Below are 24,280 nucleotides of genomic sequence, written 5' to 3' on the forward strand. Positions count from 1 at the left end.
CGTCACCAGCCGCCGAGCCCACCCCCGGTCGCATCGGCCGCTACGTCCGCAGCCAGTGGCACACAGAGAACAACCTTCACGGCGTCCGCGCCATCACCCGGCGAACCGTCGCCTCGTCCGAGGCCGATCTGGCAGCTCCGAATCCCGCCACCTCGGCCCGCGCCAGGATCGTCGCCACTGAATGCCGCACACCACGCCAGCCCTGCGGATCCGGCGCACGAGACAGAAATTCACGCAGATCCGAGGGACCCCACACGCGGACCCACGACTTTGCCGGAACTCCCGCCCTCCCCAGGGGGCCATCCCGTCCCAGCTTATCGCCCCATGGCCCCAAAAACGGGGGAAAACAAAATCTGTGGACAGGTGCTCCTTCGGCAGGTGGGCTGTGGACAACTCGGGGCCGCCACGGTACCGGCGCGGAAGCGGCCGAAGGCCAGACACCAGATCTGATATCTGATGGCCGGAATCCACCACGCCGGCACCGAGCCGTCTTCCGAAACAACGTCACCGACCCTCGTCAAAGACCGAGCGGCACAACAACGTCGGGCCACCACTGCCCTCACACATAACGTCGATGGCTCACCCGACCACCACCCTCCGGCACCGCTCCGCGCAACACCGCCGGAAGGGGCCCGTCGTGGACGATGCCCAGCCGCTGCGTTGCGCGGGTAAGCGCGACGTACAGCTCCGCGGCCCCGCGGGAGCTCGCCGCGAGGATGCCGGCGGGGTCCACGACGAGCACCGCGTCGTACTCCAGGCCCTTGGTCGCCGACGGCGGCACCGTGCCCGCCACGCCCGGCGGCCCGATCACCACACTCGTGCCCTCGCGTGAAGCCTCCGAGTCGACAAAGGCAGAAATCGCCAAGTCGTACGAAGAAACCCGCCGCGACCACGGCGACACCCCGCACGAACGCACCGACTCCGGCGGCCGCACTCCCGGCGCGAACTCCGCCAGCAGCCGCGCTGCCACCGCCATGATCTCCGCCGGCGTCCGGTAGTTCACCGTGAGCGGTCGGAAAACCCACCGGTCCGCGACGTAGCGTGACAACACCTCCGCCCACGATCGCGCGCCGACCGCCGAACGCCGTTGCACCAGGTCGCCCACGATCGTGAACGACCGGCTGGGACAACGCCGCATGAGCACGCGCCAGTCCATTTCGGACAGTTCCTGCGCCTCGTCGACGACGACGTGCCCATACGTCCAGTCGCGGTCCGCCGCAGCGCGCTCGGCGAGTGCGCGGTTGTCGCGCTCTCGGTGACGCTCCGCGAGCGCGCGCTCGTCCAGCAGGTCGGCCGCGGTGAGCTGCTCCTCGTCGTCCATCGTCTCCTCGACCTCGAGGACGTCGAGCACACCGGCGGCGTAGTTCTCCTCGACGCGAGCGCGTCGCATGGCGGCCCGCTCCACCGACCGGTCCTCACCGAGCAGGTCGACGGCCTCGTCCAGCAGCGGCACGTCCGACACCGTCCACGCCGCGCCGCGCGCCCGGTACAGCGCGGGCGCCCCGCCGGCCGCCGCGACGCGGGAGCGCGACGAGTACAGCTGCGCGAGCAACCGGCGCGGCGTCAGCAACGGCCACAGCCGGTCGAGCGCCGACGCGAGCTGCTCGTGATCCGCCAGCTCCGCCAGCACTTCGGCGCGCAGCTCCGTCCGCATGCCGTCCGACGGTGACAGCCAGCCTTCCCCGATCCGATCCACCGCGCGCTCCGCCAGCCCCCGCCGGACGGCCTCGCGGAACACCGGCCGCGCCTCGTTGTGCGGCAGCCCGGTCGCGCGGGCCTCGTCGCGGGCCGCACGCGCGACGTCCGCGTCGAGCACCACCGGGCCGTCCGTCAGCTCGACCGGCACCGGCTCCGAAGGCAGCTCCTGCCGATCCGCGACGGCCGCGACCAGCACGTCGAGCATCGCCGGCGACCCCTTGATGCGCTGCAGCTCGGGCTCGTCCTCGGCCGTCACATTCAGCCCGGGCACGAGGTCGCCCGGCGTCTGGAACACAACGTCGGTCTCACCCAGCGACGGCAGCACGCGGCTGATGTGGTCGAGGAACGCCGGGCTCGGCCCGACGACGAGCACGCCGCGCCGCTGCAACCGCTCGCGCTTCGTGTACAGGAGGTACGCGATGCGGTGCAGCGCGACGGCCGTTTTTCCGGTCCCCGGCCCGCCCTCGACCACGACGACGCCCGGGTGCCGCAGCCGGATGATCTCGTCCTGCTCGGCCTGGATCGTCGCGACGATGTCGCGCATCCCGTCGCCGCGGGGCGCGTTGACTGCGGCCAGCAGCGCGGCATCGCCCCTGGTCCCGCCGCTGTCGCCGAGGAATTCGTCGGTGAAATCGACCACGCGCTGTCCCCGCGTGCGGAACTGCCGGCGTCGTGCCATTCCTTCGGGTGACGCCGCGGTGGCGCAGTAGAACGCGCTCGCGACCGGCGCGCGCCAATCCACGAGCAGGGGTTCGTAGTCGTTGTCCTCGTCGAAAATGCCGAGCCGGCCCAGGTACGTCCGCTCACCGGAAAGGGCGTCGAGACGGCCGAAGCACAATCCGTTGTACGCCACGTCGAGCTGCGCGACGGCCTTCGCGCGCTGGGCGGCCTGGACGTCACGCTCCCACAGCAGGTGGCCAGGTTCCCGCAATGCCTTGGCATGCGCGCCGTTCGCCCGCTCCCGCTCGGCGGCGAGCCGATCGTAGAGCGACGCGACGTATGCGCGTTCCGCTTGCAATTCCTCGTCGTACCCCTGATTTGACAAGTTCCCTCACAGCGTTTATCCTGATATCAGGTTCGGCGTTCACCAGTGGTTTTGACGTGAGCGCCGATTTTTTATTGTCCGGGTCCTGTCAAGTCGGATCTTTCGGGCATGAAAAAGCCGCCCCTTCGAGATTCAGGGCGCCTTTTCCGGGCTTTCAGCCGAGCAGGAAATCGCGGACGGGCAAGGCGCGGTCGACCACGCGCACGTCGCCGAGCAGGCCGTAGAAGCCCTGCTCCACCTTGCTGCCGTAGGCGTACGCGCCGACCAACCAGCCGCCGCCCGGGTTGGTCAGGCCGTTGGCGGGCGTCTTCGGGTTGCGCAGCAGCAGGCAACCGTCGACGAACATGGTGGTGTGCTTGCCGGCGTTGCCCATGCTGCGGCGGCCATCCAGCGGGCAGGCCATAGCTCGTCGGCCGGTTATCGCCGCCAGCCGATCGCCCGGTCAGCCCTGCTGGTCGCGCTTGGTCAGTGGCCGCCAGTCAGCTGCCCCGGTCAGCCCAGCCGGTCACGCCCGGTCAGTGCCGCCAACCCGCCGCCCGGTCAGCCCCGCCCGTCGCGCTTGGTCAGTGCCGCCGGCCAACCGCCCCGGTCAGCCCGCCGGTCGCGCTTGGTCAGCCCCACCAGCCAACCGCCCCGGTCAGCCCTGTCGGTCGCGCTTGGTCAGGCCTGTCGGTTGCGCGCCGGCTGAGGTGGGTTGGCCGGGACCGGGTCGTCCTTGGGGAGGCGGAGGGGTACGGCGAACCACAGTAGGCCGAACAGCAGGACCGTGAAGCTGCCCGCGGCGATGAGGGCGGGGGTGCCGTAGACGACCTTGGCGATGAGGGCGACCGTGAGCGTGACCGTGCCGGCGAGACAGCCGAAGCCGACGAGCACGACGCGGTTGCCGACGCGCAGGATCTCGTCGCGGCGGCCTGTGCGGAACAGCAGGCGGTGCCACGCCGCGGGCGCGGTGAGCAGCGCCGTGGCGGCGACCGCCAGCAGCACCGCGACCAGGTGCAGCCCCTTCACGAGCCCGCCGGCTGCCTGGAACCGGTCGGTGAACACGACCGCCAGCAGGAACCCGAGCAGGATCTGCACCCCGGCCTGCGCGACGCGTAGCTCCTGAAGCAGCTCGCCGACGTTGCGCTGCAGCTTCTGGTTGCGTGTCTCCCCGGTGTGCTCCACGTCGACGTTGTCGATGGCCTCGTCGGCCTCCACCGGTGGTGCACCGCCGGTGGTCGAACCGAGGCCTTCCCCACGGCGGAATTCGGCTCCTGCGGGGTCGCCGGAGGGCGGGTTGGCTCGGCGCTGCTCGTCGGGGTCAGTCATCGGGTGTGCTCCAGGGTCGGCTTCGTGCCGAAACACTAAGCCCGACCACCAGACTCCGCGTTCCCCCGAACCTGGCCGACCGGCCCGTGGAGGATTCACCCGGCGCTGCGCACGACGGGGGAACTGATCACACGTTCGGGTGGCGCCCATGGCGTCGCGGTCCACGCGCTGGCTAGAGAATGACCATGCGAATCGCTCCCACACTCCTTTCCGCTGCTCTCGTCGCCGGCTTGGCCAGCCTCTCCGGCGCCACCGCCGACGCGGCCACCCCGGTGCACTTCACCTCCGCGCACGGCACCTTCACCGGGTACGCCTCGGGCGCTCACGCCGTGACCTACCGCACCGACCTCGTCCCGGGCGGCGCACAAGCCCACGTGTTCGGCACGTCCGCCCACGCCACCGGCACCACGACCGCGCTCGTGGTCACCGGCCTGCTGCCGAACCACCAGTACGGCGCCCACGCCCACGCGAACGCGTGCGGCCCCAGCGGCGACGACGCCGGCCCGCACTTCCAGCACACACCGGACCCGGTGAAGCCGTCGGTGGACCCCACCTACGCGAACCCGCGCAACGAGATCTGGCTCGACTTCACCACCGACCATTTCGGCACGGGCCACGCCAAGTCCACTGTGGACTGGACGTTCGGCTCACGACGCGCACACTCCGTGGTGATCCACGAAACCCACACGCACACCGACGCCGGTCACGCCGGAACCGCAGGCGCACGGCTGGCCTGCCTGGACGTCGCCTTCTGACCTAGAACCCCCAAGAGCGCTCCGGGACGATGCGGACGCGCACCGAGAACGACGCGTCGAACGCGGCCGCGTCGGCGTATCCGACGCCGGCGTAGGACGGCTCGTATTTCTCGAGGTAGCCGGGCGCTTCGGAGGGTTTGCCCTCGTCGACTTGGGCGCGGCCGTTGACGACGAGGATGCTTCCGCCGTTCTGGTCGCTGTTGAGGTGGAAGCCCACCTCCGGGTTGCCGGCGATGTGGCGGAGTTTGGCGGTGTCGGGCTGGCTGAACACCAGGATGTCGTCGCCGTCGAGGACGAACCACACCGGACGTGGTGCGGGACGTCCCCTCGGCGTGATGGTGGTCAGCCAGCCCACGGGCTCGCCGGCGCGCTTGATCAGGTTCGGGTCGGGTGTGTACTGCATCTTCGGTCTCCCCTCGGAAGTGGTGAGATCAAGAGAACCACAACCCACCGACAGTTTCCGCTAGCGCGAGGCGACCATTCGCGCATATCGGCTCCCTGCAAGCAAAAGAACGAGACCGGCGCCGAGAAATGCACCCACTCGGGCGAGCCCGTCGAGCGCCGCGAGGTCGAACAGAACCAGCTTCGCGACCGCTGCGGCAACCAGCACGAGACCTACCACGCGAAGCGCGACGACAGCGATACCGCGGAGAAGCAGGACGAGGGCGGCGACCGTCCAGGAGACGGTGATCAACGCGTGCCCCAGCAGGAAACCGGACCGGCCGGGAACCGCCAGCAGTGCCACGCACAGGACCAGGCCGGCTGCGCCGTAGAGCGCGGCGAGGCCGCCCGGAAGCCACGGCAAAAGCTTGCTGGGATTGAGGATTTCGAGCCGCACGGCGGCCCAGGTCAACGCGATCGCGGCGCCCAGCATGAGCGCGGCCGCGGCGAGTGCGGCGAGCAGGTCCGCGGTCGTGTGCGCTCGTGGGACAACGAGGATCGCGGGCGGCACGTCCACGACGATCGCGACGAGCCCGCCGATCACCGCGAAAGCCAGCGAACCCCCTAGCACGAAACGGTTCTTCGTGTACCGAGCGGCGAACGCGAGCGCCAGCGCTTCACCCAGCAGCACCGCACCCCCGTCGAATTCCGTGACCGTGGCCTGCAAAGCGGCGACGAGGCCGGCGACGCCTGCGACCGTACCGGCTTGACCGCGCACGAACGGCCATGTCGCGACAAGGACAACCGCCACCGCACCCGCCAAAAGTGCCGCCTGCGTCTTCGGAAGCACCATCGCGGCGGCCAACACGGGTAGTGGCGCGACGGCGAGCACGGCCAGCAAAGTCGGATCGTTTTCCCTGCGGCGCAGCATGATCAACGAGATGGCGGCGCTCACGAAACCGGTGGCCACGGCGACGCCGGTGTTCTGCGTGTGCAGCACGGTGCCGATCAGCGACGCTGTCAAGGGCGGAATCGCCGAAGTGAGCGAAAGGGACCACCACGACCGTCGCAACTGGACGGGCACCGTCGAGATCTGGATGATGAGCAAGAAGGTCACGAGTTCCGGCGTGAAGCCCTGGGTGATCACGGGTGCGCACACGCCGCACGCGACGACGACGGAACTGGCGAGCAGAGGGGAATTCCACATGACGGCGAGCAACAGCCCGCCCACCGCGGTCACGAGCCCGACGGCGAGGCCGGCGGGGACGGGCAGTAACTCGTACAGGGAGGTGGCGGCTATCGCGTCGAGGTAGAGCGTCGCGATCCCGGTCGCGGCAAGGGCGAACGCACCAGTGCGCGCGGCCGGCTTGCGATGCAGCCACGCGCCCGTCCCGACGAGCGCCGCCCCGAACACGGCCCCCACGAGCACCCGCGGCAACGGCCCCAGCCACCCGCGCTGCACCGCGAGCACGAGCAGCAGCACAACACCCAGCAACGTCACGGCCCCACCGACCCACGCGAGCAACCGCGACCCGGCGCCCTCCTTGCCGAGCCGCTCGCTCAGGGTGGGCTGCGGGGTGTAGGTCGGGAATGGGTTGGTCTGGGGGTAAGGCTGCTGCGCGTACGGCTGGGGTTCGGGCGGCGTCGGGTAGGCGTAGGCGCCGGGGTACGGCTGGTAGATGGGGCCGAAGGGCGCGTACGGCTGCGAGCCGGTCTGGGGCTGCTGGCCGCCCACATGAGGCGACGCCGTGCTCGTAGCGGCCTCCGTGGTCGGCCGTGAGCTGGCCTGCGGCGGCTCGCCTGCTCCGGCTTGGTGTGTCGGCTGCGGAGTTGCATGCGGTGACGCCGGGTGCGAGGCGAGCCGAGCGTGCGGCGGCTGGCCACCTGGCTGCCGCGGACTGGGCTGAGCTTCCGACCAGCCACCTGCCACTGGCGAGGTCTGGTCCGGACCTGCCTCAGGCTGGGTGCCAGCCTGCAGCGGGCGCCGGCTCGACTCGGGGTGCGCTGAGTCTGCGGCCGCGTGGGATTCCGTCGGGCCTGCCGGGTTTGTCGCAGCCTGAGTCGCCGCCGAAGCGGCGGCGGTGGCCGACGGCGCGTCGGGCTGGCCACGATGCGGAGCTGGCTGTGGGCCCGCGCCGGTGAGGTGTGCCGGTAGGTCGCCTTCGCTCGCGCTGGGCTGGGCGGATGTGGCCGGCTGCACGCCTGGCTGCGGCTGCGCGGTGGTCGACGGAGGGTGTGGCCGATCCAAGTCCGGTGCGGCCTCGGGCTGCGGCGCCTCGGAAGGCGTCGGCGGCTGCCCCGGCGGCACCGGTGGCTGGGAAGTGGGCTTGACCAGCGGGTTCACCGGCCCGCCCTGCGCGGCTGGGTCCGGGGGCGGCGTGGCGGGCGTTCCGGCGACGCGGAGTTCGGTGCCGACGGCGGCGATGTGCCGGCCGAGGGCGTCGAGGGCGTCGGCGAGGCGGTGAAGCGTGGCGGCGTCCGTGGTCATGCGGTCAGGGTCGGGGATGGGTGGCAGTGATCGGATCCGTAGCACTACTCAACCCCGGACACGGGACGGTTGCGATCACCCCGGGCTGGTCTTCGCGGCGAAGGCCCGGCGACGAGGAGTGGCGTGGACGATCAGCTGCTGGACGACCTCGCCGAGCTGGCCGAGGTGCTCCGGCCGCACGAGCCGGGTGTGGCGACGTTCCTCCGGACGCACCACGAACGGCTCGTGCAGGCGCCGACCCGGCTCGAGCGGCGACGGGCGCTGAGGTCGTTGCTCGGGCTGTTCCGCGGTGCGGCGGGAAGCTTCAACGATCTCTCCCTCCACGACCATGGCGACCTCCTGCCCGAGAACGCGCGGATGGAGGAACTGCGGGCGGCGGTCGCGCGGCAGGCTCGTGAGGAGCTGGACCGCTGATCCCGGACGCGGGCGGCGGATAAGAGAGGCTGAGACCACGCCGGACCTGGCCGAGTCTCTGGCGTTCTTCCCGCGCAGGGAACGTGGAGACATCGGCCGAGCACGGCCGGCGAGCCGGGCAGGCGGCCATCGGGGGCAGCCGTGGCGATCTGGACCACCGAGCACCAGCACGAGCCCCAACCGGACAGCAGCTTCCTCGCGAATAGAGGCGAAGGAGCAGCAACGGCCGCCGTCCGAGTCCCGAACACAAGCCGCCCCGGGCTACCCGCCACACGCGGGCCGGCGGGTAGCCCAGCGACCGTCAGCCGGCCTGAGCGATCACCTCGTCCATCGTCGCCATGATCGAGATGGTTTCGTCGAGCGGCATGAGCGGGCTTTCCAGCGCGCCGGCCGCCAGGAGGCGGGCGACCTCGTCGGCCTGGTGGCGCAGGCCACGGCCGGGGTCGGTGTGGGTGTGGCGGACGGGGGTGCCGCCGCGTGGGGTGACGGTGAAGGAAGCCGGGGCGTAGAAGGCGCCTTCGATGTCCAGGCGCGCGTCGGTGCCGACGATGGAGGCGGTGGTGCCCGACGCGGCGCGGAGAGTGCAGTTGAGGACCGCGTGGGCGCCGCTGTCGTAGCCGAAGAGCATGGACGTCTGGGCGTCGACGCCGGTGAAGGCCGGCGAGACGATCGAGGCCACGCGCGACGGCGTCCCGAGGATCATCGACGCGAACGAAACCGGGTAGACGCCCAGGTCGAGCAGTGCGCCGCCGCCGAGGGCCGGGGCGAAGAGGCGGAAGTCGGCGTCCTCGGCGAACCACTGGCCGTGGTCGGCGGAGACGGTGACGATGTCGCCGAGCTCCGGGAGCAGGCTGCGGACGTGGTGGATGTGCGGCAGGAAGCGCGTCCACATCGCTTCCATCAGGAACAGTCCGCGTTCACGGGCGAAGGAGACCAGCGAACGGGCCTCGTCGGCGTTCATCGTGAACGGCTTCTCCACCAGCACCGGCTTGCCGGCGGACAGCGCGAGCATGGCGTTGTCGTGGTGCATCGGGTGCGGGGTCGCGACGTAGACGACGTCAACCTCGGGGTCCGCAGCCAGGGCTTCGTAGCTGCCGTGGCGGGTGGGGATGCCGAGGCGGTCGGCGAACGCGTCGGCGGTCTCGCGGCTGCGCGAGCCGACGGCGGCGACCACACCCGAATCGGTGAGCTTCAGGTCCTCCGCGAAGGCACCGGCGATGCCGCCCGTACCCATGATTCCCCAGCGCAGCATGCGTCCTCCACGTTCTCGCCCGAAACTGTCGGACCGAAGACATACCATCGACCCCACCGAACGGAGGAGCCGCCATGACCACGCTCGCCAACCGCCCCAAGACCGGCCTGCTCGTGATCGACGTGCAGAACGGCGTGGTCGACCACGCCCACGAGCGTGACAAGGTCGTCGCCAACATCGGCGCGCTCGTCGACAAGGCGCGCGCCGCCGACGTCGACGTGGTGTGGGTGCAGCACAACAGCGAACAGATGCCTCGCGACAGCGAGAAGTGGCGGTACGTGCCGGAGCTCGTCCGGAACGACTCGGAAGCGTTGGTGCAGAAGGCGTACCCGGATTCGTTCGAGGACACCGACCTCGAGTCCGTGCTGGCCGAGCGTGGCATCGGGCGCCTGTTCGTCTCGGGCGCGCAGACCGACGAGTGCATCCGCTCGACGCTCCACGGCGCCATCGCGCGCGGCTACGACGCCACCTTGGTCGGCGACGCGCACACCACCGAAGACCTCTCCGAGTACGGCGCGCCGACACCCGACAAGGTCATCGCGCACACGAACCTGTACTGGAACTACCACGCCGCGCCCGGCCGGAAGGCCGGCACGGTCACCACCGAGGAGGTCGACTTCACGCCCTGACCTGCGCGAAGTCAGAACACCTCCACTGTCGAGACCCTCGGCAGGCCGGCGAGCGCCGGCTCGTCGTCCTCGACCGCGGCCAGCACGGCCGCCTCGGCGAGGCCGGCTCGTCGGCACAGTTCCACCGCCGCTTCCGCCACGCCCGTGCAGCCGGTGCGGGCCAGGATCGGAACGACGTGGCCGGGCCGGGTGAGGTCGGTCCACGTCGTGGCCGGGGCCGCGAGGGTGCGCGCGGTCAGGGCCCGGTCGTGGGCGGAGATGCCGGTGGTGATGCCGTCGGCGGCGTCCACGGAGACGGCGAACGGCGGGCAGTCGGTGTCGTCGGCGGGCAGCAGCGGGATGCGCAGCGCGCGCAGCCGCTCGCGTGGGAGAGCGACGCAGGCGAACCCGCTGGTGTAGCGGATGAGGAAGGCCATCGACGCGGTGGTCACCAGCTCGGCCGGGAGGACCAGGCAGTCGTCGAGCCGCACCGGTTCGCCGCGGCCCAGGGCCGCGAGCGCTCCGACGTCCAGATCGGCGGCGAGGCTCATCAGCCCAGGTAGTCCGTGATCGCGGCGAGGGTGTCGTCCTGGTACTCCAGGAGCATGGCGTGGCCACCCCGAGGCAGGACGCGCAGGGAAGCGTTCGGCAGCAGCGAAGCCATTTCCACGGACTGCGACACGGGCGTCAGGACGTCTTCGGCACCGGCCAGCACGAGCGTCGGGGTCAGCGCCGACGGCAGGTCCGGGCGGGAGTCGTAGACGCGCAGGCCCGCGGCTTGCGCTTCGAAGCCTTCCAGCGACGTCGGGTACGGGTCTTCCGCGGCCAGTTTCGCTTGGGCGGCAAGGGTTTCGTGGTCCGACAACACTCGGGCGGTGAAGGCCCACGCCATGCCGATCACGCCGACGGCCAGCGGGTCGACGTCGGCGCGGCGGAGCGCGAGGCCGGCGTCGAGCCACGCGTGCTGGATGGGGGTGTACGACGGGAAACCGTTGAGCAGCACCGCTTTCGACAGGACCGAACCGTGCCGGATCAGCATCGACTGCAGCACCGACGCGCCCAGCGACCAGCCCACGGCGGCGACCGGGCCGAGGTCCAGGTACTCCACGAGCGCGGCCGCGTCGTCGGCCAGCGTGTCCACCGAGTACGGACCCGGGGGCACGGCGCTGCGGCCGACACCCCGGTTGTCGAAGGTGATCACGGTGAACCGGCGGCTCAGTTCGGGCACCGCGCCCGCCCACGCGCTCGAGTTGGCGCCGAGGCCGGCGATGAGCAGCAGTGGCGGGCCTTCGCCCGCGGTGTCGTAGTGGAGGGTCACGCCGTTCACGGTCGCTGTCGCCAAGGTGCACCGTCCTCTCGAAGACACGAGCATCCGGCCGCGCCGGGTCGCGCGACAACAGGAGGATGTACACGAGCCGCACATCGGACGTGGGTGAACGCACACGCACTGCGCCATCCAGCGGCTTTTGGTCGACGGGGCCGGACATCTGTGGTCAAGATGTCAACAGGCACCGAGGAGACGAGATGGACAACACCAACGGCGGTGTGACCACCACGGAACAGGACCTGGCCAGGCTGCTGCACCTGCTCGCCGACGAAACCGGCGCGACGGGCGAGTTCGACCGGCTCGGCGAGGACCTGGCGGGCGAGGGTGATGGGGAGCTCGTCGCCCTCACTCTGACCAGGGCCGCGCGCATCCGCGGGCTGCTCGCCGACCGCAAGCGCCGCGAGCGGGAGATGCAGGCGCTGCTGGACACGGCCAGTGACCTCGCCTCGGTGCGCGAGGTCGACGCCGCGCTCGACGCGATCGTCGCCCGCGCGCGCCGGCTGCTCGGCACCGACGCCGCGTACATGGCGCTCGTCGATCCGGAGACGGGCGACGCGTACATGCGCGTCACGCTCGGCACGATCACGCGGCCCATCGAATCGCTGCGGCAGCCGCCCGGGTACGGCGTCGGCGGCTGGGTCGCGCAGGAAGGCCGCCCGTTCGCCACCGCCAACTACCTGCGCGACAACCGGATTCGCCGCAAGCACTCCGTCGCGTCGGCCGTGGCGGAGGACGGGATCGTGAGCATCCTCGGCGTCCCGATGCGCGTGGGTTCGGAAGTGATCGGCGTGCTGTTCGGAGCCAACCGCGACGAGCGAACATTCGCACAATCCGAGATCGACCTGCTGGGCTCGCTCGCGGATCACGCGGCGATCGTGTTGGAAAACGCACGCCTCTTCGCAGCCACCAAGGCCACCGCCGAGGAGCTGACGGTCGCCAACGACCAGCTCGCCCGCCACAACAAAGCCCTCGAACAGGCAGCGACCGCCCACGAACAGCTGATGGCGATGGTCCTGCGCCGCGCCGACCTGGCCGAACTGGTGGCCGCCGTCGCCGAGACCCTCGACGGCGCGGTCCTCGCCGCCGAACCCGACGGGACGCCGCTGGCCAAGGCCGGCCCGGCGGAGCTGCTGGATCGGCTGCCGGACCTGCCGCCGGTCGCCGCGGAGGTTGCCGGAACGGACCTGGTGGACGGCCCCGCCGATCGGGCCGCGCTGCCGGCGGAGTCCGGAAGCGAGCAGGGCAGGAGCATCGGTGAATCCGGGCCGACCAACGAACCCGGACCTGGCCGGGTGCGGGATTTGGGGCGGCGCGCGTGGACGGTGCCCGTGCGGGCTGGGGGTGAAACGTTCGGGCATCTGGTGTTCTCGGGGCGCGCGGAGCCGTTGGACACTGACAAGCGGATCCTCGAGCGGTCGGCGCAAACGGCGGCGTTGTTGTTGCTCGTCGAACGTCAGATGTCCGCGGCCGAACAGCAGGTGCGCGGGCAGGTCGTGGATGAGTTGCTTGCCGAACGTGAGCCGGATTGGGCGGCGTTGCGGCGGCGCGCGAAGGTGTCGGGTGCGATCGATTTTGCCGTGCGGCAGACGGTGCTCGTGGTTTCGGCCGGCGGCACCACCAGGCGGCGGCTGCTGAGGGCCGCAGCCGACTACGTCCGGGCGCACGGGGGTGTGGCGACCGAGCACGGTGGGCACGTCGTGCTGGTGCTCCCCTGCGCCGACGCGACGGCCGCCGTGAGAGCCGCGCGGAGGCACCTCGAGCGCGCGACCGGCGGCACGGTCACCGCGGGCGTGGCGGGACCCGCCGCGACCGCGCCCGCCGTGCGGAGCCTGCACCGGGAAGCCGAGCGCTGCCACCGGTTGCTCGTCGCGCTCGGGCGAGCGGGCACGGCCGCCAGCCTGGCCGACCTCGGTGTGCTCGGCCTGGTGCTCGACGGCGCCTCCCGCGAACACGTCCGCCGCCTCGTCGAGGACAACGCCGGCGCGATCCTGAGCTACGACGACGAGCACGGCTCCCTGCTGGCCGAAACCCTCGACGGCTACTTCGCCGCCGGCGAGAACCCCCGCGCCGCCGCGCGCCGGCTGCAGGTGCACGCCAACACCGTCTACCAGCGCCTCGACCGCGTCGACCAGGTGCTCGGGCACCGCCGTTGGCGTGAGCCCGCGGGTGCCCTCACGCTACGCATCGCCCTGCAGCTCCGGCGCGTAATCGACCAGATCCCGGTGGTGGTGTCATGACAGCGGAAGCGCTCACCAGGTCCACAGTGGACAACCCTGCCGAAGCCCTCGCCCATCTCACGTTCCTGCTCGCCGAAGAGGCGCCGGCCACTGATTTCGAGGCCGTCGAAGCCCACGTCCGGGCGCTTCCCGAAGGCGGCCGGAAGACCCTGCTCCGGCAAGCCATCGCGGACGCCCGCACCGTCCGCGGCATCCTCGCCCGCCGCGCGCAACGCGAACGCGAAACCCAAGCCCTGTACGAAACCGCGCGCGACCTGACCTCGCTGCGAGACGTCGACGAGGTGCTCAGTGCCATCGTCGATCGCGTCCGCCGCCTCCTGGCCACCGACTCCACCTACATCGCCCTCATCGACGACGATACCGGCGACGCCTACATGCGCGTCACCTCCGGCACGGTCACCGCGCCGATCCGCTCAGTGCGCCAACGGCCCGGCTCGGGCGTCGGCGGCCGCGTGATCGCCACTGGACGTCCGTTCGCGACCACCAACTACCTCACCGACCCCCGCATCCACCGCGAAACGCACGTGGCGAGCGCCGTCGGAGAAGACGGCGTGGTGAGCATCGCCGGTGTGCCGATGAAACTCGGGCAACGCGTGATCGGCGCCTTGTTCGCGGCCGATCGTCACGAGCGAACATTCGATCAACACGACATCGCTTTGTTGACGTCGCTTGCGCACCACGCGTCCGTGGTGATCGACAACGCGCGCCTGTTCGGCCAGCTCGGCAGCACGACGGAGGAGCTGCGCGAAACCCACGCGCAGATGTCCGAACAACGCCACGCGCTCGAACTCGCCGGCGCCGCCCACGAGCTCCTGGTGCCGCTCGCGCTCGCGGGCGCCGGCCTCGGCGAAGTCGCCGACACGATGGCGCGACTGCTCGACGGCACCGTCGCCCTCGAGACCGGCACCGACCGCGTCGCCGCCACCGCGCCCGGCGGGATCCCGGTCGAGGCCGTGTTCCGCGCCGGCACTGTCGTCCCGCTGCGCGCCGGCGGCGAAACACACGGGCGGCTGTACTTCGGGCGCACCCAGCCCCTGACCGAAACCGAACTCGGCACCCTCGAACGCGCGGCACAAACCGCAACACTCCTGGTACTTCTCGAACGCCAAACGGCAACAGTCGAACAAGACCTGCGCCACGAACTGGTGGAAGACCTCCTCGGCGACCGCGAACCCGACTGGGACTCCATCACACGGCGTGCGAAAAGATTCACGGTTCTGGTGGAAAACGAACCGCACGTGATCGTGGTGGTCTCAGGCGATGCGCAAGAACTCACATCCGCCGCCGAATGCGTCGCCACCCGGCGCGGCGGCCTCGCGAGCGAAGTGGACGGTCACCTCGTCCTGATCCTCCCCGGGTGTGACGCCGGCGCCATCGCCCGGGCCGTCGCGACCGAGCTCGACTCGAGCACCCCCGTCACCGCCGGAGCCGCCGGCCCAGCTCACGACCTCCCGGCGTTGCGCACCACCCACCACCAGGCCCTGCGCTGCCACCGCCTCCTCCTGGCCCTCGGCCGGGAAGGCAGCGGCGCGGGCCTCGACGAACTCGGCGTGGTCGGCGTCGTGCTCGACAACGTCGGCCCCGACCAACTGCGCCGCGTCGTCCGCCGCGCCCTGGGACCGCTGCTCGACTACGACGCCGAACACCGCTCCTCCCTGCTCGCCACCGTCGAGTGCTACTTCGACCGCGGCCAGAGCCCGCCCGCCGCGGCCCGCGCGCTCGGCATCCACGTCAACACGCTCTACCAGCGCCTCGACCGCATCGACCACGTGCTCGACGGTGCCGGCTGGCGCGACCCGGAAAACACCCTCGACCTGCAGGTCGCCCTGCAGCTCTACCGGCTCATGCCGGACCCCGCCGCGCCCGCTCCCGCAGCACGAACTTCTGCACCTTCCCCGTCGACGTCTTCGGCAGCTCACCGAACTCCACCGACTTCGGCGCCTTGAACCGCGCCAGCCGCGACCGCACGTGGGCGACGATCTCCTCCTCCGTCGCCGACGCGCCGGCGTGGAGCGTCACGTACGCCGCCGGCACCTCACCCCAGTGCTCGTGCGGCGCGGCGACCACCGCAACCTCCAGCACGGCCGGGTGGTCCGCGATCGCCTGCTCCACCTCGACGGACGCGATGTTCTCACCGCCGGAGATGATCACGTCCTTGCTGCGGTCGCGTAGTTCCACGTATCCGTCGGGATGGAGAACGCCCAGATCACCGGTGCGGAACCAGCCGTCCGGTGCCGACGCGCGCGTCGCCTCGGGGTCTTTGAAGTAGCCGAGCATCACGTTGTTGCCCCGCAACGCGATCTCGCCGACCGTCACGCCGTCGGCGGGCACGTCCACCCCGTCGGTCCCGATCACCCGCACGACACACGCGATCATGTTCCCCACGCCCTGGCGCGCCTTCATCCGCGCCTGAGCCGTCGTGTCGAGATCGTTCCACTCCGGACGCCAGTCGCAGATCATGGCCGGGCCGAAGGTTTCCGTGAGCCCGTACAGGTGCGTCACGTCGAACCCCAGCTCACCCATGCGCCGCAGGATCGCCGGAGACGGTGGTGCACCGCCGGTCGCCACACGCACCGTTGGTGTGACTCGCCCAGCTTCTTGTGCGTAAGCCAACATCGACAACACCGTGGGCGCACCGTTGAGGTGGGTGACTCCCTCCTCGCGGATCAGCCGCCACACCTCGGCGGGCTCGACCTTCGGCAGGCACACGTGCGTCGCCGCCGCTGCCGTGACGGCCCACGGGAAACACCAGCCGTTGCAGTGGAACATCGGGAGTGTCCACAAATGCACAGAAGATGGTGACAATCCCACGTGACCCACCATCGCCAACGCCTGCAGGTAGGCGCCGCGGTGGTGGTACAACACGCCCTTCGGCCGGCCGGTGGTGCCGGACGTGTAGTTGATCGACAGCACGGCCCGCTCGTCGTCGGGTGTCAACGCCAGCGGAGCAGCGGCCGCGAGCAGCGCTTCGTACTCCTCCCCGGCCCGGATCCGCCGCACCCCGCTGACCTTCGAGAGCACCTCGTCCACCAGCGGGTCGAACACGGGATCGTGCACGAGCACCGACGCCTCGGAGTGCTCCAGGATGTACGCGACCTCGCGCGCCGACAGCCGCGTGTTCACCGCCACCAGCGGCACTCCCGCCCAGGGCACACCGAAGTTGGCCTCCAGCAACACGTGCGTGTTCGGCGCCAGCACCGCCACCGGACGCCCGCCGGCCAACGGCGCCAGCGCCCCTGCCAGCCGACGGCACCGGTCGTGCAGCTCCGCGTACGTCCACCGAGAAGCACCGTCGACCACCGCGACCCGGGAGCCGTGCGCCGCCGCCGCACGGTCCAAATAGGACAGTGGCGTCAGGGGTTCGAACGAGAGCTCCATCAGGCGACCCGCGCCCCGGCGACAAGACCCGCGAACCGCACCACCTCGTCGGCCACCAGGTGCAGCTGCTGTACCACCCGTGGCTGGTCACACACACCGTCGGCGAACTGCGTCTCCAGTGAGTTCACCACCGCGCCGTAGGGCGTGACCCAGCCGCGCAACGCGTGGACCACCGCTCGCAACGCGCCCAGCGTCGTCACCCCCGCCTGCCACCCGTGCGCCGCCACGACGAGCCCGACGGCCCGGTCGGCGAGGTAGGACAACGGATCCTCACGCATGTCCTCCACGTAGTCCAGAGCGTTCTTGACCAGCCCCGACATCGACCCGTGGTACCCGGGCGACGCGATGATCACGCCGTCGGCCCGCCGCAGGTGCTCGACCAGCTCGCGCGCCACCGCACCGCCGTCGCCACCGGGCGCGTACATCGGCAGCTGGGCCAACGACGCCCCGGCGAACGCGTGCGTGGTCGCGCCCAGCTCTTCCGCGTGCCGCAACGCGATCCGCAGCGACTGCTCACTCGACGATCCGGGGCGCACGGTCCCCCCGAGGCCCACGATGTGCAGCTGTCCAGCTCGTTCCACGACCCACCACCCGTCACTCGCGCTGACTTGGCCACTTCATCGTCAGCGGCGCCCGGGCACGGCGGCAATGGGAATCCGCACATGCCGCGGGCCCGCAGCGCGCACGAACTTCCGTTGTCGCACCCTCGTGCCGCAGGTCACAGTCGAGCCCATGGTCATGGCACTGGAGAACAAGATCGCCGTCGTCACGGGCGGCGCGAGCGGCATCGGCCGGGCCACCGCGGTGCGCTTCGCGCGCGAGGGCGCACACGTGGTGATCGGCGACGTGCAAGATGCCAGCGAAACCTTACGGCTGGTGGAAGAAATCGGCCAAAAGGCTGTGTACAAACGAACAGACACCACCAGCGAAGCCGACTGCGACGCCCTCGTCGCCGCGGCGGTGGCCGAGTTCGGCCGGGTCGACGTCGGCGTGGCGGCCGCCGGCATCGCGACCGCGGCGGGGATGAGCAACGTCGAGACCCGCGCGCAGAACGGCGACGCGACACACGTGGTGAACCTGGCGACGGAGGCGTTCCGGCGGGTGCTGGACGTCAACGTCCTGGGCGTGATGATGACCGACCGCGCGCTCGCCCGGCAGATGCTCGAACAGGGTGACGGGGGTTCGATCATCAACATCGCCTCGAGCGCCGCGAAGATCCCCCTCGCCGGCGCGGCGCCCTACTGCACGTCGAAGGCCGGCGTCTGGATGCTCACCAAGGTCCTCGGCCTCGAGCTCGCCACCACCGGCGTGCGCGTGAACGCCGTGGGCCCCGGCTACACGGCGACGCCGATGATCGCCGGCATCGAGGACAACGAGGCGGCCTACTCCTCGGCGATGAGCATCACGCCGATGAACCGCCTCGGCACCCCTGAAGAGCAAGCGAACGCGGTGCTGTGGCTCGCGTCCGCCGAATCGTCGTTCGTCACCGGCCAGATGCTGCACCCGGCGGGCGGCCAGTTCACCGACTAGCGGAATGGAGGTTCCCGCATGACAACGCTGGACATCGCAGGCATCGGGCGGTTCGAGGTCGACCTCTGGGAGGACGGCAGCGGATCGCCCCTGTTGTACCTGCACGGGTACGAGCGCCACCCCGGCGCCGCCGGCTTCCTGAAGCGCCTTGCCGAATCCCGGCGGGTGCTCGCGCCCGAACTGCCGGGCTACGGCAAGTCGACCGGGTTCGAGCACTTCACCGACGTGCTCGACGTCGCCCTGTTCCACCGCGCACTGGTCAGTTCTTGGGGTCTGGAGCAGGTGGACGTCGTCGGGCACTCGCTCGGCGGGATGTTCGCGGCCGAACTCGCCGTGATCGCTCCCCAACTCGTACGACGGCTGGTGTTGGTGGATCCGTTCGGAATCTGGCTCGACGACCAGCCTTCACTCGACCCGTTCGGCGCGGCCGCCGACGTGAAGGCCGCCAAGTGGCACGCCGGCCCGCCCGAGCAGGAGCCGACGAACTTCGTGCCCGACCCCGAAGACCCCCACGCAGGAATCCTGTTCTCCGCCCGCAACCTCGGCTCGGCCACCAAGTTCATGTGGCCCATCGCCGAACGCGGCCTCCGGCGCCGGCTGCCGCTGATCTCCGCGCCGACGCTGGTGGTCAACGGCGCGTCCGACGGCCTCGTGACCACCGCGTACGCCGAGGAGTTCGCACGGCTCGTGCCCGACGCCAAGGTCACCGTGATCGACGAGGCCGGGCACTACCCGATGGTCGAGCAGGAAGACGAGTTCGTGTCCGTGGTCACCGCTTTCCTGGATTCCTGAGAGGACGTCGAAATGGGCAGGGTAGACGGCAAGGTCGCACTGGTCACCGGAGGCGCGGCGGGCATCGGCCGCGAGACCGCGTACACGCTCGCGCGTGAAGGCGCGTCCGTGGTGGTCGCGGACATCAACGAGGACGGCGCCAAGCTGGTGGCCGAGAAGATCGGGGACACGGCGAGCGCCGTGCGCTTCGACGCCACCGATCGGCAGTCCATTGAGGACATGGTCGCCGCGGTGATCGAACGCCACGGGCGCGTGGACGTGATCCACAACAACGCCGCGCTGGTCGGGCCCGACGCGTGGTTCGGCGACACCACGGTGATCGACACCGACATCGCGCTGTGGGACCGGGCGTTCGCCACGAACGTGCGGAGCATCTTCCTGGTGTGCAAATTCGCACTTCCGCACATGGTCGAGGCCGGCCACGGCGGTTCGATTGTGAACATGGCCTCGATCGGCGGGCTGCGCGGGAGCACCGGGCTCACGGCGTACGGCACCACGAAGGCCGCCGTTGTCGGGTTGACGCGGTACATCGCGGCGCAGCACGGACGCCAGGGCATCCGCTGCAACGCGATCGCCCCGGGCGTGATCCAGACGCAACAGCTGCTCGACGCGGTGCCCGACCTCCCGGAGCAGTCGCTGGCCGGCACCCCGTCACCGCGCGCCGGGCTGCCGTCCGACATCGCGAACATGGTGCTGTACCTGGCTTCCGACGAGTCGGCGTTCGTCAACGGCGAGACCTACCGCGTCGACGGCGGCTCCATGGCAGCGGGCTGAACCCCTACTCCTTCGAAAGGCAGGTACGCACGTGAAGTTCCACTGGTTCGCACAGCAGTACTACACCAAGCTCCCCGACGACTACGGCAGCACCGTGCACAGCTCGTGGGTCACGCCGCCGGCGTCGGTGGCCGACCCGTCGCAGGTGCACGAGGATTACCACACCTACCTGCGCCTCATGCAGCAAGCCGACGGCCTCGGCTGGGACTCCCTGTTGTTGAACGAACACCACCAAACATCACTCGCGATGACGCCGTCGCCCAACCTGATCGCCGCCATCCTCGCCGGGACCACGCAGAACTCCGCGATCGCCCTGTGCGGCAACTCGCTCGCGCTGTACAACCCGCCGGTCCGCGTGGCCGAGGAGATCGCGATGCTCGACACGATCTCCGGCGGCCGCATCATCGCCGGCATGGTGTTCGGCACCCCGATGGACACGGCCTTCTCCTACGGTGTGCCCCCGATCGAGCTCCGCGATCGCTTCCACGAGGCCCGTGACCTCATCACGCGCGCGTGGAAGGCCGAGGAACCGTTCGCGTTCAACGGGAAGTACACCAAGCTGCGTTATGTCAACACGTGGCCGCGGCCGGTGCAGGACGAGATTCCCGTGTGGATCCCGGGCAGTGGCAGTGTGGAGACCTGGGACGTGGTCAACGCCTTCAACTACTGCTACGGCTACCTTTCGTTCAGCGGCAAGCAGAGCGCCGAGCCGATCGTGAAGGGTTTCTGGGACTACACCGAGCAGCAGGGCGCCGACACGAACCCGAACCGCATGGCGTTCACCCAGATCATCTGCTGCGCCGACAGCGACGCCGAGGCCGAGCGCCTCTACGGCGACGCCGTGAAGTACTTCTACCGCCAGAACCCGACGGCGCTGGAGTTCGCGACGCCACCGGGCTACAACTCGCTGCCGTCGATCCGGGCCAACCTCACGCGGGCGCGCTCGATGTCCAATGAGGAACGCATGAAGGCCCAGAACGGCGAACTGTCCTTCTGGGAGTACGACAAGCTCGGCTACATCATCGCCGGCACGCCGGAGCGGGTCGAGCAGCGCGTGCGTGACCTCGTGACGGACCTGCGGATCGGCCAGCTCATCACGTGCATGCACGTCGGCAACCTGCCCGAAGAGGTCGCGGCGATGAACAACCAGCTGTTCGGGACGCAGGTGATCCCGAAGCTGCGCGACATCTGGGCCGGGCTCGAGGACCGCTGGACGCCCAAGGTGAGCCAGCAGCGGATCGCGGAACGCTTCCCCTCCGCAGTCACCGCGGGCTGAACGACGAAGGGGCTTCCCCGCGCGGTGCGGGGAAGCCCCTTCTTCAGCTCCTGTGCGTCAGGACACCGGATCGGTGGTCCGGGCCGGCAGCGTCGGTTCGAGGTCGCCCGCCACGGCCTGGTGCACCCGTACCTCTTTGGACAGAAGGACCGGGATGATGGCGACTGCGAACAGGATCGCACCGACGATCCAGATGGTGTCGAGCTGGCCGCGGCCCGACACCGACGTGTCGATCCACTTCCCGCTCTGGTCGGTGATGATCCAGCCGACCGCGACCTGCATGGCCGCCGACGCGCCGTTGAGCGTGCCGGTGACCTCCGGCCGGGCGATGCCGGCCCAGTAGCTGTTGACCGTGCCCCAGAACATCGGATCGCAGAGGAAGGCGAAGGCCCCGATGAAGAATCCCCACAGGACCCACGTCGAATCATGCAGCAGCACACCCATCAGGAACCCGACGGCACCGCAGGCCGGCCCGGCCACCAGCCACGGCCGCGTGCGGCCACCGAAGAAGCGGGTGACCAGCGTGCCGTTGACGAGTCCGAAGAGGACCGGGATCGCCGCGATGAGCGGGCTGACCCAGGCCACCGTGTCGGGATTGACCTTGTCGAGCGTGATGAGGCCGTAGGGCAGCCACGGACCCGAAAGCCACGTCGGGGTCGTCGCCAGTGCGGTCGCGATGATCATCGTGAGGATGCTGCGGTTCTTGAGCGCTCGCAGCAGTTCGCGGAAGCTCAGCTTCTCGCGGACCTCGACCCCGCGGTGTTCGGCGTGGATGCGCGCGACCTCTTCCGGCGTGATCCCGCGCAGCTTCTCGGGTTTGTTGGCGGTGAACAGAACCAGCATCACCAGCGCCGGCACACCCAGCGCCGCCACGACGATGAACGCGTCCCGCCAGGACAGGTGGTTCGCCAGCGGCAGTGCGATCGCCGGCGCGAGCACACCGGCGATGAGGGTCGAGCTCATCCACGTCGACGTCGCCCTGGCGCCGAGCGCGCCCGGGAACCACACGGAAAGGAGCCGTTGTGAAGGAGCCCACGAGAATCCGAAGAAGACGCCGAAGATCAGGTTCCGCCACCACATCTCGTTGTAGGTGTGGACGAACGCCATCGTCGCCGAGAGCACCGTGACGCCGGAGATGCAGATGATGAGCATCAGCTTGGCGCCGATGCGGTCGGCGAGGATGCCGGCGAGCAGCAGCAGGGGGAAGTACCCCAGCAGGTAGCTCGCCGTGACGCTCGAGATCTGACTCGGCGAAAGGTGCAGGTCGGTGGACCAGAACGGGTTGAGCAGGCTGAACTTCGCGCTGTCCAGCCAGACCACGAAGTTGACGATCAGGATGCTCGCGAGCATCAGCCCGCGTTTGCCCATGAAGAGCTTGGGGCGGATTACCGGTGCGGGGAACGACATGAAAGACCCTCCGGACACAGGGGTGCGGATGCAGGTGGTGGATAGGGAGGCGGAACAGGTGCCTCAGCCGAAGTGCTCCCGACCGACTAGTCGGTTCGAGACAGCTTGCGCCCGGCTTCAGAGTGTGTCAAGCGCCACTTCGGAGCTTCTCGATTCAGGACAAAGCTCTTGTGCAGCAAGAGGTTTCTTGATCTTTCGGGATTCACCCGTGCGGCGCAATGCGTGGTTACCGTTGGTCGGCGTTTCGGGGTTTGTTGGGGTGCCGGGGTTTTCTTCCCGGCCACAAAGGACTTGGTGTTCCATTTAGGAGGCTGTTGTGCGCGTAGTCACTTGGCAGGCGATCGAAACCCTTTCCCTGGAAGAGGTCGACGCACCGGTGTGCGGACCGTCCGATGTGGTCTTGTCCGTCGGGGCGTGCGGGATCTGCGGTTCCGATGTGCACTCCTACACCGAGGGCGTGTGGATCGCGCCCGGCGTGCCGCTCGGGCACGAGTACGCGGGAACGGTGACGGCAGTGGGATCCGAGGTGGCCGGCTTGCGGGTCGGCGATCGGGTCGCGGTGAACCCGGCGGCGCCGTGCGGTTCTTGTCCGCGGTGTTCGGAAGGGCGGCAGAACCTGTGTTCCGGCGGGTCCGGCCACTCCGGCGGGTTCGGGGACGAGGTGCTGGTGCGCAGCGTCGTTCCCGGGCAGCACTTGTTCGTGTTGCCCAGCGACTTTCCCTTGGAGGAAGCCTGTTTTCTCGAGCCGCTGTCGGTGGCCGTGCGGGCCGTGCACCACGCCGGGCCGCCGTTGGACGAGCCGATCGTGGTGTTCGGCCTGGGAACAATCGGACAGTGCGTGGTGCAAGTCCTCCTCGCGGCGGGCGCCCGTGATGTGATCGTGGTGGATACTTCACACCGCCGCCTCGAGGCCGCCCTGTCCGCCGGGGCGCATGAGGCGTTGAACCCCTCGTCCGACGATGTGGGCGCCTCGCTGTTCGCTTCGCGCGGCACGACTTCGTCGCCCTACCAACCTCGTTCGGGTGCGATCGGGGCGGTGTTCGAATGTTCCGGTGCCGCTCCCGTGCTGCCGCTGGCGTTCTCGCTGGCCCGCGCCGCCGCGCCGATCGCCGCGATCGCGCTCGCGGCCCACCCGTTGAGCGTCCCGGTCGACGACCTGGTCCAGAAGGAGCTCCGCCTGCTCGGCAGCTTCGCCTACACCCCCCGCGACTGCCAGGAGGCGTTCGACCTGCTCGTGTCACGGCGGGTGGACGTCCGGCCGCTCATCTCGCACCGCTTCGCCCTCGCCGACATCACGGCGGCGTTCGAGGCGCAGCGGGACACGGGGGCGTCGATCAAGGTGGTGGTGTCGCCATAGGTGACGGCCGACAAGGACGACTTCATTCGATCGGGGGCACTGTCTGGCCCGCCGTAGACGGTTGCGTCTAACCCTGGCTGGACGTGACGTCATCGAGATCAGGAATGAGCTTCGTAGCGACGAGGACGAACTTCACCTGCCGGACTCGGTGGAAGATCATCAGGCCCGCGCCGAGGTGCTCGCGAGGAAGCCCAGCGCAAGCAGGCAGAGGCTGCCGCGGAAAACCGGGCAGCCGTGCGAGAACTGCTCGCGC

General features: G+C 69.9%; 21 protein-coding genes. 10 read left to right on the top strand and 11 right to left on the bottom strand.

All coding sequences use genetic code 11. From position 1 onward, the window contains the following. Positions 1 to 559 precede the first annotated feature (559 nt). The 3 genes from helR to ACQPXB_RS47425 form a co-directional block, all read right to left on the bottom strand. On the bottom strand, positions 560 to 2,743 hold the full coding sequence (gene helR, locus ACQPXB_RS47415; RefSeq protein WP_432848594.1) for an RNA polymerase recycling motor ATPase HelR: 2,184 nt from the start codon (positions 2,741 to 2,743) through the stop codon (positions 560 to 562). Between the two features lie 154 nt (positions 2,744 to 2,897). Then, positions 2,898 to 3,146: a hypothetical protein gene (locus ACQPXB_RS47420; protein ID WP_432848595.1), complete on the bottom strand. Its 249-nt coding sequence runs from the start codon at positions 3,144 to 3,146 to the stop codon at positions 2,898 to 2,900. A 257-nt stretch (positions 3,147 to 3,403) separates the two neighbouring features. After that, complete coding sequence (locus tag ACQPXB_RS47425; protein WP_366589821.1) at positions 3,404 to 3,907, bottom strand: DUF6328 family protein; 504 nt, start codon at positions 3,905 to 3,907, stop codon at positions 3,404 to 3,406. A gap of 329 nt (positions 3,908 to 4,236) precedes the next feature. On the opposite strand from ACQPXB_RS47425, the gene ACQPXB_RS47430 reads away from it, so the two are divergent. Continuing rightward, entirely contained in the window at positions 4,237 to 4,806 is a 570-nt protein-coding gene (locus ACQPXB_RS47430) for a superoxide dismutase (RefSeq protein WP_432848597.1), read from the top strand. Between the two features lies 1 nt (position 4,807). Here the strand turns inward: ACQPXB_RS47430 and ACQPXB_RS47435 are convergent, their stop codons facing one another. Continuing rightward, entirely contained in the window at positions 4,808 to 5,209 is a 402-nt protein-coding gene (locus ACQPXB_RS47435; RefSeq protein ID WP_432848599.1) for a TIGR03667 family PPOX class F420-dependent oxidoreductase, read from the bottom strand. A 60-nt stretch (positions 5,210 to 5,269) separates the two neighbouring features. Next, entirely contained in the window at positions 5,270 to 6,922 is a 1,653-nt protein-coding gene (locus ACQPXB_RS47440) for a DUF2339 domain-containing protein (RefSeq protein ID WP_432848601.1), read from the bottom strand. Positions 6,923 to 7,798: 876 nt separating this feature from the next. Between ACQPXB_RS47440 and ACQPXB_RS47445 the strand changes: the two genes are divergently transcribed. Further along, positions 7,799 to 8,089: a hypothetical protein gene (locus ACQPXB_RS47445; RefSeq protein ID WP_432848602.1), complete on the top strand. Its 291-nt coding sequence runs from the start codon at positions 7,799 to 7,801 to the stop codon at positions 8,087 to 8,089. Positions 8,090 to 8,390: 301 nt separating this feature from the next. On the opposite strand, the gene ACQPXB_RS47450 is transcribed toward ACQPXB_RS47445, so the two are convergent. Continuing rightward, positions 8,391 to 9,341, bottom strand: coding sequence for a Gfo/Idh/MocA family protein (locus ACQPXB_RS47450; RefSeq protein ID WP_366589759.1), 951 nt, complete (start codon positions 9,339 to 9,341; stop codon positions 8,391 to 8,393). 74 nt (positions 9,342 to 9,415) lie between these two features. On the opposite strand from ACQPXB_RS47450, the gene ACQPXB_RS47455 reads away from it, so the two are divergent. Beyond that, entirely contained in the window at positions 9,416 to 9,970 is a 555-nt protein-coding gene (locus ACQPXB_RS47455; RefSeq protein WP_366589761.1) for an isochorismatase family protein, read from the top strand. Between the two features lie 11 nt (positions 9,971 to 9,981). On the opposite strand, the gene ACQPXB_RS47460 is transcribed toward ACQPXB_RS47455, so the two are convergent. Together ACQPXB_RS47460 and ACQPXB_RS47465 are read right to left on the bottom strand one after the other, a co-directional pair. After that, a complete protein-coding gene (locus ACQPXB_RS47460; RefSeq protein WP_366589764.1) occupies positions 9,982 to 10,500 on the bottom strand; it encodes a 3,4-dihydroxy-2-butanone-4-phosphate synthase in 519 nt (172 codons plus the stop codon). Beyond that, a complete protein-coding gene (locus ACQPXB_RS47465) occupies positions 10,500 to 11,291 on the bottom strand; it encodes an alpha/beta fold hydrolase (RefSeq protein WP_432848604.1) in 792 nt (263 codons plus the stop codon). The genes ACQPXB_RS47460 and ACQPXB_RS47465 overlap by 1 nt, the downstream gene beginning before the upstream one ends. A 182-nt stretch (positions 11,292 to 11,473) precedes the next feature. Here ACQPXB_RS47465 and ACQPXB_RS47470 point away from each other — a divergent pair, with 182 nt between their 5' ends. Both ACQPXB_RS47470 and ACQPXB_RS47475 read left to right on the top strand, forming a co-directional pair. Next, positions 11,474 to 13,513, top strand: a complete 2,040-nt coding sequence (locus ACQPXB_RS47470) for a helix-turn-helix domain-containing protein (protein WP_432848606.1) — start codon at positions 11,474 to 11,476, stop codon at positions 13,511 to 13,513. Next, positions 13,510 to 15,459, top strand: coding sequence for a helix-turn-helix domain-containing protein (locus tag ACQPXB_RS47475; protein WP_432848607.1), 1,950 nt, complete (start codon positions 13,510 to 13,512; stop codon positions 15,457 to 15,459). The genes ACQPXB_RS47470 and ACQPXB_RS47475 overlap by 4 nt, the downstream gene beginning before the upstream one ends. Here the strand turns inward: ACQPXB_RS47475 and ACQPXB_RS47480 are convergent. Next, entirely contained in the window at positions 15,356 to 16,891 is a 1,536-nt protein-coding gene (locus ACQPXB_RS47480) for an AMP-binding protein (protein ID WP_432848609.1), read from the bottom strand. The two genes, ACQPXB_RS47475 and ACQPXB_RS47480, sit on opposite strands and share 104 nt — an antisense overlap. Continuing rightward, positions 16,891 to 17,472, bottom strand: coding sequence for an NADPH-dependent FMN reductase (locus ACQPXB_RS47485; RefSeq protein ID WP_366589776.1), 582 nt, complete (start codon positions 17,470 to 17,472; stop codon positions 16,891 to 16,893). Before ACQPXB_RS47485 ends, ACQPXB_RS47480 begins: the two co-directional genes overlap by 1 nt. Positions 17,473 to 17,623: 151 nt before the next feature. Between ACQPXB_RS47485 and ACQPXB_RS47490 the strand changes: the two genes are divergently transcribed. The 4 genes from ACQPXB_RS47490 to ACQPXB_RS47505 are packed head-to-tail and all read left to right on the top strand — an operon-like array spanning position 17,624 to position 21,263. Next, on the top strand, positions 17,624 to 18,421 hold the full coding sequence (locus ACQPXB_RS47490; protein WP_366589779.1) for an SDR family NAD(P)-dependent oxidoreductase: 798 nt from the start codon (positions 17,624 to 17,626) through the stop codon (positions 18,419 to 18,421). Positions 18,422 to 18,439: 18 nt separating this feature from the next. Beyond that, positions 18,440 to 19,213: an alpha/beta fold hydrolase gene (locus tag ACQPXB_RS47495; protein WP_366589782.1), complete on the top strand. Its 774-nt coding sequence runs from the start codon at positions 18,440 to 18,442 to the stop codon at positions 19,211 to 19,213. Between the two features lie 12 nt (positions 19,214 to 19,225). After that, complete coding sequence (locus ACQPXB_RS47500) at positions 19,226 to 19,987, top strand: SDR family NAD(P)-dependent oxidoreductase (protein WP_432848612.1); 762 nt, start codon at positions 19,226 to 19,228, stop codon at positions 19,985 to 19,987. 31 nt (positions 19,988 to 20,018) lie between these two features. Continuing rightward, positions 20,019 to 21,263, top strand: a complete 1,245-nt coding sequence (locus ACQPXB_RS47505) for an LLM class flavin-dependent oxidoreductase (protein WP_432848614.1) — start codon at positions 20,019 to 20,021, stop codon at positions 21,261 to 21,263. A 57-nt stretch (positions 21,264 to 21,320) separates the two neighbouring features. On the opposite strand, the gene ACQPXB_RS47510 is transcribed toward ACQPXB_RS47505, so the two are convergent. Continuing rightward, the gene (locus ACQPXB_RS47510) at positions 21,321 to 22,670 is read right to left on the bottom strand and encodes an MFS transporter (protein ID WP_366589790.1); all 1,350 of its coding nucleotides are present in this window, start codon (positions 22,668 to 22,670) and stop codon (positions 21,321 to 21,323) included. 316 nt (positions 22,671 to 22,986) lie between these two features. On the opposite strand from ACQPXB_RS47510, the gene ACQPXB_RS47515 reads away from it, so the two are divergent. Then, on the top strand, positions 22,987 to 24,027 hold the full coding sequence (locus ACQPXB_RS47515) for a zinc-dependent alcohol dehydrogenase (RefSeq protein WP_432848616.1): 1,041 nt from the start codon (positions 22,987 to 22,989) through the stop codon (positions 24,025 to 24,027). Positions 24,028 to 24,280 lie beyond the last annotated feature (253 nt).

The organism is Amycolatopsis sp. CA-161197 (assembly GCF_050942255.1).
Classification (GTDB): Bacteria; Actinomycetota; Actinomycetes; order Mycobacteriales; family Pseudonocardiaceae; genus Amycolatopsis.